Raw genomic sequence first — 15,066 nt, forward strand, 5'->3', positions numbered from 1 at the left:
CCGCCGTGGCGGTGGATGGAAAACGGTAATGCGTGATCTGAGCGAGCAGGAACAATTCTGGCAGGGCGAATTCGGTAACCAGTACGTTGACCGCAACGTCGGCCAGCCACTGGTGGCGGCCAATCTGGCGTTGTTCGCCAAGGCGCTGACCCGGGCCGGGCGGATCGACAGCCTGCTGGAGCTGGGCACCAACGCCGGCAACAACTTGCAGGCGCTGCGTCAGCTGTTGCCCCGCTGCGAGCTGTTCGGGGTCGAAATCAATGCCAGTGCCTGTGCCCAGGCGCGTGCGCTGGAGATTGCGAACATCTGGCACGGTTCGCTGTTCGACTTTCCCCGTGAACGCCAATACGACCTGACCCTGAGCAAAGGCGTGCTGATCCATCTGGCGCCGGAACTACTGGCGACGGCGTATGCGCAGTTGTATGCGTTGAGTTCGCGCTACATCCTGATCGCCGAGTACTACAATCCGTCGCCAGTGGAAGTGTCCTATCGCGGCAATAGCGGCAAGCTGTTCAAGCGTGATTTCGCCGGGGAAATGCTCGATCGCTATCCCGATCTGCAACTGCTGGATTACGGCTTCGGTTATCACCGCGATCCGCAATTTCCGGTGGACGACATCACCTGGTTCCTGCTGGAAAAACGTCCTTGAACAACGTCGCAATCATCCCGGCCCGCGGGGGCAGCAAACGCATCCCGCGCAAGAATCTCAAGCCGTTCGACGGTGTGCCGATGATTGTCCGTTCGATTCGTACGGCCCTCGATTCAGGCTTGTTCGAGCAGGTGGTGGTCAGCACCGACGACGCAGAGATCGCCGACGTGGCGCGAGCAAACGGTGCTCATGTGCCGTTCATGCGTCCGGTGGAGCTGGCCGATGACTTCACCGGCACTGCGACGGTGATCGCGCATGCCTTGCAGCAGCTGCCAGCCTTCGATTACGCCTGCTGTGTGTACGCCACGGCGCCGCTGTTGCAGGCGCGGTTTCTGCGTCAGGGGCTGGAGTTGCTGGCGCAGCATCCGGACAAGTCCTTTGCTTTTTCAGTCACCGATTTCGGCTTTCCGGTGCAGCGCGCCCTGACCCTGGACGGGCAGGGCGCACTGACGGCGTTGTACCCCGAGTTTCGCAATACCCGTTCGCAGGATCTGCCGGCTGCCTTTCAGGATGCCGGCCAGTTCTATTGGGGCCGTAGTGAGGCCTGGCTGAGTGGAGAGGTGCTGTATTCGCCGGCCAGTCTGCCGGTGATCCTGCCCCGGCATCTGGTGCAGGACATCGATACCGCCGAAGACTGGAAGCGCGCCGAGTACCTTTACGCCGCCCTCAAGGCTGGTGGAGAGCTGCAATGAGAGTGCTGATCCGCGCCGACGCCTCGCCGACCATCGGCAGTGGCCACATCGCCCGGTGCCTGACACTGGCGCGAGTACTGCGCACGCAAGGCAGTCATGTCGCGTTTGCCTGCCGTCGTTTGCCGGGGCATCGGCTCGATGCGTTGCAGAGCGAAGGCTTCGAGACCTTCGCGTTGCCGGATCGCTATGTGGATGAAGATCCCGATCAGGCCATCGAGTCGATGCTGCCGTGGCAGGCGGATATCGATGCACTGGCGGCGCAACTGGAAGGGCAGCCCGGATTTGACTGGGTCATCGCCGACCATTACGGCCTCGACCATCACTGGCAGACCGCAGCTCGTCGCTTCGCACCACGGATCGCCGCCGTCGATGATCTGGCGACCCGCCGCTACAGCGTGGATCTGCTGCTCAATCAGAACCTCTCTGGGCTCAGCGAAAATTATCAGCCGCTGCTGCCGGCCGGTTGCCGAACACTGCTCGGACCGCGCTTCGCCATGCTGCGTGAAGAATTCAGTGGCCCGGTCATCGAGATCAAACCGGTGGCGCGCCGGGTGCTGGTGAATTTCGGCGGCTTTGATGCGGCACGCCAGACTCATCACGCGATGCTGGCGCTGGCGGATTTTTCGGCGCTTGAAGTGGATTTCGTCGCCGGTGCCGACAACCCGGCCTGGGCAGAGATGCAGGCGTTGGCCGAAAGCCGGCCGCACTGGCGCCTACATAGTTTTGTCAGTGATTTTCATCGGCGCATGACCGACGCCGACCTGTTTATTGGCGCCGGCGGTGGCACCAGTTGGGAACGCGCGGCCCTGGGCCTGCCGACGATCTGCATTGCGGTGTCGAACAACCAACAGGCCAACGGCGAAGTGTTGGCGGCGGCCGGCGCGCATGTGTTCATGGGCGCGCGGGAGCAGGTCAGCGTCGAGCAACTGCGTGATGCGATTGGCTTTGTCGTGGGCAACTTTTATTTGCGCCAGAGCCTGGCCGAGCGTTCGCGGCAACTGGTCGACGGGCGTGGTGCGCTGCGAGTGGCGGCGGCACTGGCCGGCGCGGTGCTCAAGTTGCGTCTGGCGACGCCGGATGACGCGCAGTTGCTGTTCGATGGACGTAATGCCGAGGCCGTGCGCCGCTGGTCGCTGGACAGCGCTGCGATTGATTGGACGCAACATGTGAACTGGCTGGGCGCGAGCCTGCGCAATCCTCAGCGGTTGCTGCTGGTGGCCGAGGCGGATGACGGCCCGGTCGGTGTCCTGCGCTACGATCTGCGCGGCTTTGAGGCAGAGGTTTCGCTGTATCTGATCGAGGGGCGTTTCGGCCTCGGCTGGGGCAGGGCGCTGCTGGCACAGGGCGAAGCCTTTGTGGCAGCGCACTGGCCGCAAATGACCGCCATTACCGCCCAGGTCTTGCCGGCCAATCAGCCCTCGATGAATGTTTTCCGTGACGCCGGGTTCACCCAGAGTGCCTGCGCGTTCACCAAGGTTTTGAAGGAATCCCGTCAATGAGCAGTTTCAAGATCGGCAACCGCCGGATCGGTGCCGATGCGCCGCCGTTCATCATCGCTGAAATGAGCGGCAACCATAACCAGTCGCTGGACGTCGCCTTGCAGATTGTCGAAGCGGCGGCAAAGGCCGGTGCCCATGCCTTGAAGCTGCAAACCTACACCGCCGAAACCATGACCCTGGATCTGGCGGAAGGCGAGTTCTTCATCAAGGATCCGAACAGTCTGTGGGCCGGTACTTCGCTCTACGACCTGTATGAAAAGGCCCACACACCCTGGGAGTGGCATGCGCCGATCTTCGCCCGGGCGAAAGAGCTGGGCATGCTTGCGTTTTCGACACCGTTCGATGACAGCGCCGTGGACTTTCTCGAAAGCCTCGATGTGCCGGCCTACAAGATCGCCAGTTTCGAGAACACCGATCTGCCGTTGATCCGCCGTGTCGCAGCGACTGGCAAACCGTTGATCATTTCCACCGGCATGGCCAGCATCGCCGAACTCGACGAAACCGTACGCGCCGCCCGTGAGGCGGGATGCAAGGATCTGGTGCTGCTCAAGTGCACCAGCACCTACCCGGCGACCCCGACCAACAGCAACGTGCGCACGATCCCGCATCTGCGTGAGTTGTTCGGTTGTGAGGTCGGGCTGTCAGACCATTCGATGGGTGTTGGCGTATCGGTGGCGGCGGTGGCGCTGGGGGCGACGGTGGTGGAAAAACACTTCACCCTCGACCGTGCGGCCGGTGGAGTGGACGCCAGTTTCTCGCTGGAACCGGCGGAACTGGCCAGTCTGGTGGTCGAGACCGAGCGCGCCTGGCAGGCCATGGGCCAAGTGCATTACGGCGTGACCGAGGCTGAGCAAAAGTCGCTGGTTTACCGTCGGTCGCTGTACGTCACGGCCGATATGGCGGCCGGTGAACCCTTCACGGCGGCCAACCTGCGCGCCATTCGTCCCGGTCTCGGTCTGCCGCCCAAGCACACCGAAGCCGTCCTCGGGCGCCGTGCGCGCCAGCCGATCAAACGTGGTACGCCGCTGGACTGGTCATTGGTCGAATGACCCGATCTGTCATCGATTCGGCAAAATAGCGTGACCTGCGAGTCATAACGCGCATCTTCACTGTATTGTAATGACCGGGGAGATGGCGCCTGGCCCGTTTTCGGTTCCAGTGATAGCCCTTTGCGCTCCCCGTGGCTGCCCGTTGTGGCGGCCGTTTTCTGTTTGTCGGCGCCCCTCGAATCCTTGCGAGCGGTGGTATTGGGCTGTTTATTATTGGGAAGCCGTAATGATTGGCATAAAAAGCATTGCGAGCTACGTTCCTGTAGCCGGCGTGGACAATTACGCACAAGGTGCAAAATTCGAGAAGGATGAAGAATTCATCCTCGGCAAGATCGGTTCGGCCTTCCTCCCACGCAAAGACGCGGAACAGGAAACCTCCGATCTGTGCGTTGAAGCGGCCAATGCGCTGTTTGCCAACAACCCTGAACTGAAACGTGAATCCATTGATGCGCTGATCGTCGTCACCCAGAACGGTGACGAAGAAGGCCTGCCGCACACCGCGGCCATCGTCCAGGACAAACTCGGCCTGCCGACCAATGTCGCGGCGTTCGATATTTCCCTGGGCTGCTCCGGTTACGTCTACGGCATCTATGCGATCAAAGGCTTCATGGAAGCCGCCGGCCTGAAGAATGGTCTGTTGATCACCGCCGACCCGTATTCGAAGATCGTCGATCCGGAAGACCGCAACACCACCATGCTGTTCGGCGATGCCGCCACTGCCACCTGGATGGGCGAGGACCCGGTCTGGGCGCTGGGCAAGGCCAAGTTCGGCACCGACGGTTCCGGCGCACCGCACCTGAAAGTCACCGATGGCGTGTTCTTCATGAACGGCCGTCAGGTGTTCAACTTCGCACTGCTCAAGGTGCCTGCGCATCTGCACGAACTGCTCGACGATTCCGGTCTGAAGGCCGATGACATCGATGCCTTCTGCATTCACCAGGGCAGTGCGGCGATTGTCGACGCCGTGGCGCGGCGGTTCGAAGGCGAGCCGGAGAAGTTCATCAAGGACATGGTCGAGACCGGCAACACCGTGTCGTCCAGTGTGCCGCTGCTGCTGGAAAAACACGTGATGGATTCCGATTGGAACCGCATCGCGATCAGTGGTTTCGGCGTCGGTCTGTCGTGGGGTTCGGCGATCATTTATCGTCCTTGAATCGGATAAAAACGGCGGATACAAAAATAGCGTTCAAGGGTTAACCTTGAACGCTATTTTTTTGCCTGAAGGGAGCGCGAGGCGCCATGAGTGAGTTTTTCCAGGCCAATGCTGAAGTCGTCGAGCGACGCTGGCCGGCGCTGTTCGCACGATTGCTGAACGAAGACAGTTCGGCGATCGAGGCTGAGCTGACGCAGGGGCTGGGCTCGACGCTGAGCATTGGCGGCATTCAGCTCACCAGCCGGCATGACCGTGTCCGCGAGGCGCAGATTCAGGCTGCCACCCTGCCGGCGGACAAGCCGCAACTGCATGTCTACGGCACCGGCCTCGGGGACTTGCCCACGGTGCTGCTGGAGCGCACCGGGCTCGAGCGCCTGTATGTGCACATCCTCAACGGCGCGCTGTTTGCCCTGGTGCTGCAATTGCTCGATCAACGGGAGTGGTTGCAGGACCCGCGAGTTGAATTGCTCTACGCCGGCGACCTGTCCGACATCTGCACGCCGTTCTTCGCATTGCCTGCCGAGATGTTGCTGGCTGATGACTTCAACGCGAAGATCCGCGATCGGCTGGTCAGCGAAGTGCACCTGAGCTTCAACAATCGTGAATTCGATCCGCAGTCACCGTTCATTCAACAGCGTCTGCAGGACTGCTTGCCGGTACTGCTGGCTGACGATGATGTGGCAACGCTGTTCGGCACCTGTGCCGGTCGGGAGATCTATGTGATCGGCACCGGCCCGACGCTGGAACAGCATTTCGAACGTCTCGCCGCGATCCGCGAGCGGGCCGTTCGTCCGTTGTACATTTGTGTCGATACCGCGTACCGGCCGCTGCGCGAGCATGGGATCGTGCCCGACTATGTGGTGAGTATCGATCAGCGCATCAGCTTCCGGCATTTGCCATTCGAGGAATCCGACGGCATCCCGCTGGTGTATCTGCCCATGAGTGATCCTGAGGTGCTGAGGGCCTGGAAGGGCAAGCGTTATGGTGGCTATTCGGCCAGTCCGGTCTACGCGGCATTGCGTGAGCAGCACCCGAGGGCGCTGCTGCATGTGGGTGGCAGTGTGATTCACCCGGCCGTGGACCTGGCGGTGAAGATGGGCGCTGCACGCATCACGCTGTTCGGTGCCGATTTTGCCTTCCCGATGAATAAGACCCATGCCGGCTGGAATGACGGTGACCTGGGGCCGTCGGTGAATCAGGCGCGGCACTGGGTGCGTGACGGGTATGGCCAGCGCGTCAGTACCCAGCTCAATTTTCGCGGCTATCTGTGCGTGCTGGAGCGATACATCGCCAGTCAGCCGCAGGTGGCGTTTTTCAATAGCAGCCGCGCGGGGGCACAGATTGCCGGGACGGGTTTCAATCAGGAGTTCGTGCAATGACTGCGCTGCAATCATGGGTAGATGAATGCCACCAGTGCGCCGGGCTGTTCCGCTTGGGGCGTGATGTCGAGGCCGCGTTGACCATGGTCGATGTGTTTGAGGGCGCGCAGCAGTCATTGCTGTTGGCCGGCGCGCAGACGCAGCAAGTCTGGGCGCAGTTGCTCACGCAAATGCTCGCGTGTCAGGAGCGTCAGGACTGGCTGGGTCTTGCCGATTTCATGGAGTACGAGTTGATTCAATTGCTGGAAGAATCGTCCGCCTGAAGAGGAGCGAAGGCGCTGGCCCGCCGGTTTGCGCCACGGACGGTTTTATGACGTCATTTTTTCGAAGGTAAAGTGCTGCTAAGTCTTTGTTTTCTAGGGGGTGGCAGGGTGATGGCAAATTTTTTCAAAAAAGCCCTCAAGCAACCTGCAAACCCGACGATAACTATTACGAAGGTTCTCTAGGCCATACCCGGCGGTTGCCAGGGCCGGAAGCCGCAGTACCCAACCAACGAGGAATTCGTCATGGCTTTAACAGTAAACACCAACACCACGTCGTTGAACGTTCAGAAAAACCTGAACCGCGCTTCCGACGCTCTGTCGACTTCGATGCAGCGCCTGTCTTCCGGCCTGAAAATCAACAGCGCTAAAGACGACGCCGCTGGCCTGCAGATCTCCAACCGTATGTCTTCCCAGATCCGCGGTAACACCCAGGCAATCCAGAACGCCAACGACGGTATCTCCGTTGCCCAGACCGCTGAAGGCGCTCTGCAAGCTTCGACCGACATTCTGCAGCGTATGCGTGAACTGGCTGTTAAAGCACGTAACGGTACCAACGGCACTGCTGACCAGACCGCTACCAACGCTGAATTCGCTCAGATGTCCGACGAGATCACCCGTATCTCGGCTGCTACCAACCTGAACGGCAAAAACCTGCTGGACGGTTCGGCTGGTACTGTGACCCTGCAAGTGGGCGCGAACACCGGTTCGGCTAACCACATCGACCTGGTACTGAGCTCCAAGTTCGACGCCGTCAGCCTGTCCGTAGGTAGCGGTACTGTAGTTCTGACCGGTACTACCGGTACTGGCGCTGGTTCTGCTTCGCAGAACATCGACAACGCGATCACTGCAATCGACGCCGCTATCGCTGCAATCGGTGCAACTCGTGCCAGCCTGGGTGCTTCGCAAAACCGTCTGACCAGCACCATCTCCAACCTGCAGAACATCACCGAGAACACCACTGCTGCACAAGGTCGCGTACAAGATACCGACTTCGCCGCAGAGACTGCTAACCTGACCAAGCAGCAAACCCTGCAACAGGCTTCGACCTCTGTTCTGGCTCAAGCCAACCAACTGCCTTCCGCTGTACTGAAGCTGCTTCAGTAATTTCGGAATGAGTTTTAGCGGGGGAGTGCGCTTGCGTGCTCTCTCGCTTTTTACGTTATGAGGTGATGAGCATGGACATGAGCGTCAAGCTTAACGTGTCTTATCCGGCTCCCAAGCCAGTCAATACCGTTGCCGACAAGCCGTCGGAAACCAAGCCTCAGACCGTTGATGCTGTTCCTGCCTCGAAAAAGAGTCAGGAGTCAGATGAGACCAAGCTGAAGCTGGCGGTGCAGGAGATCGAGAAGTTCGTTCAGTCGATCAAGCGCAATCTGGAGTTCTCGATCGACGAGCATTCCGGCAAGGTCATCGTCAAGGTGATCGCAAGCGAGACGGGCGAGGTCGTACGACAGATCCCTTCCGCAGAAGCCCTCAAGCTGGCAGACAGCCTCGCCAACGCAAGTCACGTGTTGTTCGACGCCAAAGTCTGATAGCTGGCATGAATAGTGTTTGAAGTTCTTTAGACGCAGGTATTGGTCAAAAGACTGGCAACAACCCAAGGGAGATGCACATGGCAAGTCCAATTTTACCGGGTTCTGGCCTGGGTTCCGGCCTGGACATCGGTGCGATCGTTACTGCGCTGGTCAACGCCGACAAGTCGCCGAAGCAGACGCAGATCGACAATGCGACGAAAACCAACACGCTGAAGATTTCCGGTGTAGGTACGCTGAAGAGTGCGCTGACGGCATTCCAGACCGCGATGACCAATCTGGGCAGCAAGACCAATCCTGCATTTGCCGGTTACACCGCCACATCGAGTACACCTGCGGTTTTGGGTGTGACTTCGGATAACACTGCAGTTTCCGGTACTTACAGTGTTGTCGTGAGTAAGCTGGCCACCGGTTCGAAAGTTGCCAGTGCATCCTTTGCCGGCGGTGCGGCCAGTGCCATTCCGAGTGGTACCCTGAAAATCAGTCAGAATGGCACTGATTACAATGTCACGATCCCGGCCAATGCGACCTTGCAGAGCACTCGTGACGCCATTAACACGGCACAGGGCTCCAACGGTATTTCCGCCAACATCGTCACCGACAGTACTGGCGCTTCGCGGCTGGTGATCAGCTCCAGCAAGACCGGTTCGGGTTCCGACCTTTCCGTCAGCGGTATTGCCGGTCTGGAAATCGATGGCACCCAGGTGATGGGCGCCACTCCGGCGGCAGGTGCGTCCGGATCGGTCGGCGGCCTCGCTCAGGATGCCTCGCTGACCATTGACGGTCTGGCGGTAACCAGCAAGAGCAACACGGTAACCGGTGCAATCAGTGGTCTGACATTGAACCTGCTGACTGTTCCGGCGATACCCGGGACGCCTGTCACGGTGACTGTCGATACCAACACCAAGGGCTTGCAGACCTCGGTTCAGGCATTCGTTGATGCCTACAATACCTTGAAGAGCACCATTGACACCTTGTCCAAGGCAACACCGGATGAGGATGGCAAGCTGACCGTTCAGGCGGCCTTCACCGGTGACTCCCTGCCGCGTTCGTTGATCGCCGATATCCGTGCGCAGCTGACAGCTCCGGGTGCAGCTGCTGCGGGGAGTCCTATGGCCTATCTGTCGCAGCTGGGTGTGATGACCGACAAGCTCACCGGCAACCTGTCGCTCGATACGACGGCTTTCAACAAGGCCATGTCCACGCCGGGCATGACCGGTCAGGTCCAGCAGATGTTTACTGGTACCAACGACACCAACGGTCTGTTGGCGCGCATGAGCAAGGCGGTGGATCCGTACCTGAAGCCTCCTGCCGGTAGTCTCCCTACCGCCACGGGCTTGCTTGATCAGCGCATGGCCATCCTGAACAACAACACCAAGAGCCTGACCAGTCAGCAACTGGCGCTCGATCTGCGTGTTGCCAACCTGACCAAGACGTTGACTGCAAAATACAACGCCATGGACTTGCTGGTAGGTCAGATGAAGTCTACGGCGAGCAACATCACGTCGTTCTTCGCCTCGCTCAACGCTCAGCAATCCGCGAAGTAACATGCAAGAGCGACAAAAACCCGGCTACGCTTTCGAGCGTGCGCCGGGTTTTTGTCTTGTGGTCTAAAGTTTTTCGACTCGCTGGCGATACACTGTTCATACGAGTCATTGTGGCAAATGAGGTAGAACATGAATCCGATGTTAGCCCTTCGGCAATACCAGAAAGTAGGCGCGCACGCTCAGACATCTGAAGCGAGCCCTCATCGCCTGGTGCAAATGCTGATGGAAGGCGGCCTGGACCGTATCGCTCAGGCCAAAGGTGCGATCGAGCGCAAGGATATTCCTGCCAAGTGCACGTCGATCAGCAAGGCCATCGGCATCGTCAGCGGACTGCGCGAAGGCCTGGATCTGGAAAATTCCGCGGATACGCTGGCTGATCTGGACGGTCTTTATATCTACATGATGAAGCGTCTCGCCGAGGCGAACATCAGCAGCGATCCGCGCATTCTTGATGAGGTTGCCGGCTTGCTGAGCACCGTCAAGGAAGGCTGGGATGCGATCGCACCTGCGCCCGCTCCGCAGTTCTGAGGAGATCACCATGAGTCTTGTTTTGCAGCGAATCGAAGAAACCCGAGTAGCGCTGGTCGGTGCCCTGGCCGAGCGCAACTGGGAAGCCATCGGTCAATTGGACCTCGATTGCCGTTCCTGCATGGAAGATGTCTTGAGTGAAGCCTCGGTGGACGAGGTCGCGTTGCGCGATAATCTGGAAGAGTTGCTGCATGTCTACAAGCAGCTTCTGGAAGTGGCGATGGGTGAGCGTCAGGCGATAGTCGACGAGATGTCGCAGATCACCCAAGCGCAGAACGCGGCAAAGGTTTACCATCTGTTTGGTTAATTAACCCCCAGTTAATCCAGACATGTGCGCCATAAATTTGACTGTGCACGGTTTTTTGACTTAACTAGTGGCTGTTTTCAGATTTCAGGCGTCTACAGGCACAAGGTGTCCTGCAAGCGTCTCGCTTGCCCCTCATTTTGGGCATTGAGTTGACTAGGGAAGTTGCTATTGCATGTGGCGTGAAACCAAAATTCTGCTGATCGATGACGATAGCGTCCGCCGCCGCGACCTGGCGGTGATCTTAAATTTTCTTGGCGAAGAAAATTTACCCTGCGGAAGCCATGACTGGCAGCAGGCAGTCGGCTCTTTGTCGTCTAGTCGTGAGGTCATTTGCGTACTGATCGGGACGGTTAATGCTCCTGGTGCGCTTTTGGGCTTGCTAAAGACACTCTCAACCTGGGATGAGTTCCTTCCGGTTTTGCTGATGGGCGATAATTCTTCGGTGGACCTGCCCGAAGACCAACGCCGCCGGGTGCTTTCGACCCTCGAAATGCCACCGAGCTACAGCAAACTGCTGGACTCCCTGCACCGTGCCCAGGTCTATCGCGAGATGTACGACCAGGCCCGTGAGCGTGGTCGGCATCGCGAACCCAACCTGTTCCGCAGCTTGGTCGGCACCAGCCGCGCGATCCAGCACGTGCGTCAGATGATGCAGCAAGTGGCTGACACCGACGCCAGTGTTCTGATCCTCGGCGAGTCCGGTACCGGCAAGGAAGTGGTCGCACGCAACCTGCATTACCACTCCAAGCGCCGCGACGCGCCGTTCGTACCGGTCAACTGCGGGGCGATCCCGGCCGAGTTGCTGGAAAGCGAACTGTTCGGTCACGAGAAGGGCGCCTTCACCGGCGCGATCACCAGCCGTGCCGGCCGCTTCGAGCTGGCCAACGGCGGTACGCTGTTCCTCGACGAAATCGGCGACATGCCGCTGCCGATGCAGGTCAAGCTGCTGCGCGTGCTGCAGGAGCGCACCTTCGAGCGTGTGGGCAGCAACAAGACCCAGAGCGTCGACGTACGCATCATCGCCGCGACCCACAAAAATCTCGAAAGCATGATCGAGATCGGCACCTTCCGCGAAGACCTTTACTATCGCCTGAACGTGTTCCCGATCGAGATGGCGCCGCTGCGTGAGCGCGTCGAAGACATTCCGCTGCTGATGAACGAGCTGATCTCGCGCATGGAGCACGAGAAGCGCGGTTCGATCCGCTTCAACTCCGCCGCGATCATGTCCCTGTGCCGCCACGGCTGGCCGGGCAACGTCCGCGAGCTGGCCAACCTGGTGGAGCGCATGGCGATCATGCACCCGTACGGGGTGATCGGCGTGGTCGAGTTGCCGAAGAAATTCCGCTACGTCGACGACGAAGACGAGCAGATGGTCGACAGCCTGCGCAGCGACCTGGAAGAGCGCGTGGCGATCAACGGCCATACGCCGGACTTCAGCGCCAACGCCCTGTTGCCGCCGGAAGGTCTCGACCTGAAGGACTACCTCGGTGGTCTGGAGCAGGGCCTGATCCAGCAGGCGCTGGACGATGCCAATGGCATCGTGGCGCGTGCTGCCGAGCGTCTGCGCATTCGCCGCACCACGCTGGTGGAGAAGATGCGCAAGTACGGCATGAGCCGTCGTGAAGGTGATGAACAGGCGGATGATTGACGCCTGTTTTTCAACTGCTTCATTTATAAGCGGTTTTTTTTAGGCACGGGTATTGCTATGTCCCTCGCAACGTTCCGTTTCACTGACGGTCAGCCAAGCGAGAAGCACAATGCCCCAAGCCTCCCAGATGTCTTCTGTTCCCGAGTCCTCGGGGCAACTGCCGTCCGTAGAGCAGGCGAGCCGCCAGGGGCTTGAGCAGGCATTCGCCCTGTTCAACCAGATGTCCAGCCAGTTGACCGACTCCTACAGCATGCTCGAAGCCCGGGTCACCGAGCTCAAGGGCGAGCTGGCCGTGGTCAGTGCCCAGCGCATGCAGGAACTGGCGGAAAAAGAACGCCTGGCCAACCGTCTGCAAAACCTCCTCGACCTGTTGCCCGGTGGCGTCATCGTCATCGACGGTCACGGCATTGTGTGCGAGGCCAATCCTGCCGCTATCGAATTGCTTGGCCTGCCGCTGGAAGGCGAGCTGTGGCGCCACGTCATCACCCGTTGCTTCGCGCCCCGTGAAGATGACGGTCACGAAATTTCCTTGAAAAACGGTCGACGCCTGTCGATTGCCACCCGCTCGCTGGATGCCGAGCCCGGGCAGTTGGTGCTGCTCAACGACCTGACTGAAACCCGTCACTTGCAGGATCAACTGGCGCGCCACGAGCGCCTGTCGTCCCTGGGGCGGATGGTCGCGTCGCTGGCTCATCAGATCCGCACACCGTTGTCCGCCGCGTTGCTGTACGCCAGTCATTTGACCGAGCAGGAACTGCCGGTCGCGACCCAGCAGCGTTTTGCCGGTCGCCTCAAGGAGCGCCTGCATGAGCTGGAGCATCAGGTGCGCGACATGCTGGTCTTCGCCCGTGGCGAGCTGCCGCTGACCGATCGTGTCACACCGAATGCCTTGATGCAGTCGTTGCAGGCCGCGGCGCTGACCCATGTGCAGGATCTGCCGATCCGCTGGCAATGCGACAGCCATGCCGGCGAGTTGCTGTGCAATCGCGACACGCTGGTCGGGGCGCTGCTCAATCTGATTGAAAACGCGATTCAGGCGAGTGCCGGTGAGGTGCGTCTGAAGGTGCATTGCTATACCCGCGACAATACCTTGCGTTTGTGTGTCAGCGACAGCGGCAGCGGTATTGATGCGGCGGTGCTGGCGCGGCTGGGCGAGCCGTTTTTCACCACCAAAGTCACCGGGACCGGCCTGGGCCTGACCGTGGTCAAGGCCGTGGCGCGTGCGCATCAGGGGGAATTGCAGCTGCGTTCGCGGGTCGGGCGCGGTACGTGCGCGCAGGTCATCCTGCCGTTGTTTTCTGCTGTTCAGGGAGCTGAGTGAAGGTCATGGGCATCAAGGTTCTGCTGGTCGAAGACGACCGCTCGTTGCGTGAAGCGCTGGCCGATACGCTGCTGCTGGCCGGTCACGACTATCACGCAGTGGGTTCGGCCGAAGAGGCGCTGAGCGCCGTCGAGCGCGAAGCGTTCAGTCTGGTGGTCAGCGACGTCAACATGCCGGGCATGGACGGCCATCAATTGCTCGGCCTGCTGCGCGCGCGACAGCCGCAATTGCCGGTGCTGCTGATGACCGCCCATGGTGCGGTCGAGCGCGCGGTCGATGCGATGCGTCAAGGCGCGGCGGATTATCTGGTCAAGCCGTTCGAACCCAAGGCTCTGCTGGATCTGGTAGCCCGTCACGCCTTGGGCAGCCTTGGCGTCAGTGATGCCGAAGGCCCGGTCGCGGTCGAGCCTGCCAGTGCGCAATTGCTGGATCTGGCAGCGCGGGTCGCGCGCAGTGATTCCACCGTGCTGATTTCCGGCGAGTCCGGCACCGGCAAGGAAGTGCTGGCGCGCTACATTCACCAGCAATCCCATCGTGCCAGTCAGCCTTTCATTGCGATCAACTGCGCGGCGATCCCGGACAACATGCTCGAAGCCACCCTGTTCGGTCACGAAAAAGGCTCGTTCACCGGCGCCATTGCGGCCCAGGCCGGCAAGTTCGAACAGGCGGACGGCGGCACCATTCTGCTCGATGAAATTTCCGAAATGCCCCTCGGCCTGCAAGCCAAACTGCTGCGGGTGTTGCAGGAGCGGGAAGTGGAGCGGGTCGGCGCCCGCAAGCCGATCACCCTGGATATCCGCGTGGTAGCGACCACCAACCGTGATCTGGCCGGCGAAGTGGCGGCGGGGCGGTTCCGTGAAGACCTCTATTATCGTCTGTCGGTCTTTCCCCTGGCCTGGCGTCCGTTGCGCGAGCGCACCGCCGATATCCTGCCGCTGGCCGAGCGTCTGTTGGCCAAACACGTCAATAAAATGAAGCATGCGACGGCGAAGTTCTCGCCCGAAGCGCAAGCGTGCCTGATCGGGTATCCGTGGCCGGGCAATGTGCGCGAGCTGGATAACGCGATCCAGCGGGCCTTGATTCTGCAGCAGGGCGGGTTGATCCAGCCGCAGGATTTCTGTCTCTCCGGGCCTGCGCTGTTCGCTCCATTGCCGGCGGCCGTTCCGGTTGCGCCGGTCATTCGTGAAGTCGAGATCGAGGCGGATTCGGCCGGTGCGCTGGGCGATGACCTGCGTCGCCGCGAGTTCCAGATGATCATCGACACCCTGCGTACCGAGCGCGGTCGACGCAAGGAAGCCGCCGAAAAACTCGGCATCAGCCCGCGCACCCTGCGGTACAAACTGGCGCAAATGCGCGATGCGGGCATGGATGTCGAAGGCTACCTGTTCGCCACCTGACGGGTGGCGCAAACGTTTGAAACGGCTTTTCTGAAAGCGGTGCCCATGAGCTGGCACCGTTGTTGCTAACACCTGAGTACCCGCCGAGTGAGTGTCAAAAAA

The 15,066-nt window shown here is 60.2% G+C and carries 15 protein-coding genes; all 15 read left to right on the forward strand.

Features of this window, described 5'->3' with window-relative positions:
• Window positions 1-28: 28 nt before the first annotated feature.
• The 15 genes from K3819_RS07860 to K3819_RS07930 all read left to right on the forward strand — a co-directional run bounded on the left by K3819_RS07860 (window position 29) and on the right by K3819_RS07930 (window position 14,964).
• On the forward strand, window positions 29-649 hold the full coding sequence (locus tag K3819_RS07860) for a pseudaminic acid biosynthesis-associated methylase (protein ID WP_011333034.1): 621 nt from the start codon (window positions 29-31) through the stop codon (window positions 647-649).
• Window positions 646-1,341, forward strand: coding sequence for a pseudaminic acid cytidylyltransferase (pseF, locus tag K3819_RS07865; RefSeq protein WP_221398973.1), 696 nt, complete (start codon window positions 646-648; stop codon window positions 1,339-1,341). The genes K3819_RS07860 and pseF overlap by 4 nt, the downstream gene beginning before the upstream one ends.
• The gene (gene pseG, locus K3819_RS07870) at window positions 1,338-2,840 is read left to right on the forward strand and encodes a UDP-2,4-diacetamido-2,4,6-trideoxy-beta-L-altropyranose hydrolase (protein WP_221398974.1); all 1,503 of its coding nucleotides are present in this window, start codon (window positions 1,338-1,340) and stop codon (window positions 2,838-2,840) included. The genes pseF and pseG overlap by 4 nt, the downstream gene beginning before the upstream one ends.
• Entirely contained in the window at window positions 2,837-3,889 is a 1,053-nt protein-coding gene (gene pseI, locus K3819_RS07875; protein ID WP_221398975.1) for a pseudaminic acid synthase, read from the forward strand. The genes pseG and pseI overlap by 4 nt, the downstream gene beginning before the upstream one ends.
• Window positions 3,890-4,115: 226 nt before the next feature.
• On the forward strand, window positions 4,116-5,042 hold the full coding sequence (locus K3819_RS07880; protein WP_085611535.1) for a ketoacyl-ACP synthase III: 927 nt from the start codon (window positions 4,116-4,118) through the stop codon (window positions 5,040-5,042).
• An 86-nt stretch (window positions 5,043-5,128) separates the two neighbouring features.
• Complete coding sequence (locus K3819_RS07885) at window positions 5,129-6,421, forward strand: motility associated factor glycosyltransferase family protein (RefSeq protein ID WP_221398976.1); 1,293 nt, start codon at window positions 5,129-5,131, stop codon at window positions 6,419-6,421.
• Window positions 6,418-6,684, forward strand: a complete 267-nt coding sequence (locus K3819_RS07890; protein ID WP_064594345.1) for a hypothetical protein — start codon at window positions 6,418-6,420, stop codon at window positions 6,682-6,684. Before K3819_RS07885 ends, K3819_RS07890 begins: the two co-directional genes overlap by 4 nt.
• Window positions 6,685-6,927: 243 nt before the next feature.
• The gene (locus tag K3819_RS07895; protein ID WP_221398977.1) at window positions 6,928-7,788 is read left to right on the forward strand and encodes a flagellin domain-containing protein; all 861 of its coding nucleotides are present in this window, start codon (window positions 6,928-6,930) and stop codon (window positions 7,786-7,788) included.
• Window positions 7,789-7,859: 71 nt separating this feature from the next.
• A complete protein-coding gene (locus K3819_RS07900; RefSeq protein ID WP_039765579.1) occupies window positions 7,860-8,216 on the forward strand; it encodes a flagellar protein FlaG in 357 nt (118 codons plus the stop codon).
• An 80-nt stretch (window positions 8,217-8,296) separates the two neighbouring features.
• Window positions 8,297-9,763 carry a flagellar filament capping protein FliD gene (gene fliD / locus K3819_RS07905; RefSeq protein ID WP_085611532.1) on the forward strand — a complete coding sequence of 489 codons (1,467 nt, stop codon included), beginning with the start codon at window positions 8,297-8,299 and terminating at the stop codon, window positions 9,761-9,763.
• A 129-nt stretch (window positions 9,764-9,892) separates the two neighbouring features.
• A complete protein-coding gene (gene fliS, locus K3819_RS07910) occupies window positions 9,893-10,291 on the forward strand; it encodes a flagellar export chaperone FliS (RefSeq protein ID WP_007958302.1) in 399 nt (132 codons plus the stop codon).
• A 10-nt stretch (window positions 10,292-10,301) separates the two neighbouring features.
• Window positions 10,302-10,598: a hypothetical protein gene (locus K3819_RS07915; protein ID WP_039765621.1), complete on the forward strand. Its 297-nt coding sequence runs from the start codon at window positions 10,302-10,304 to the stop codon at window positions 10,596-10,598.
• Window positions 10,599-10,770: 172 nt separating this feature from the next.
• Window positions 10,771-12,246, forward strand: a complete 1,476-nt coding sequence (locus K3819_RS07920; RefSeq protein ID WP_039765583.1) for a sigma-54 dependent transcriptional regulator — start codon at window positions 10,771-10,773, stop codon at window positions 12,244-12,246.
• Between the two features lie 109 nt (window positions 12,247-12,355).
• Window positions 12,356-13,567 (forward strand): PAS domain-containing sensor histidine kinase, encoded by a 1,212-nt coding sequence (locus tag K3819_RS07925; RefSeq protein ID WP_039765586.1) that lies wholly within the window; start codon window positions 12,356-12,358, stop codon window positions 13,565-13,567.
• Window positions 13,568-13,572: 5 nt separating this feature from the next.
• Window positions 13,573-14,964, forward strand: coding sequence for a sigma-54 dependent transcriptional regulator (locus K3819_RS07930; protein ID WP_064600713.1), 1,392 nt, complete (start codon window positions 13,573-13,575; stop codon window positions 14,962-14,964).
• Window positions 14,965-15,066: the final 102 nt, after the last annotated feature.

Source organism: Pseudomonas sp. 3-2 (genome assembly GCF_019710535.1).
Lineage (GTDB): Bacteria > Pseudomonadota > Gammaproteobacteria > Pseudomonadales > Pseudomonadaceae > Aquipseudomonas > Aquipseudomonas pharyngis.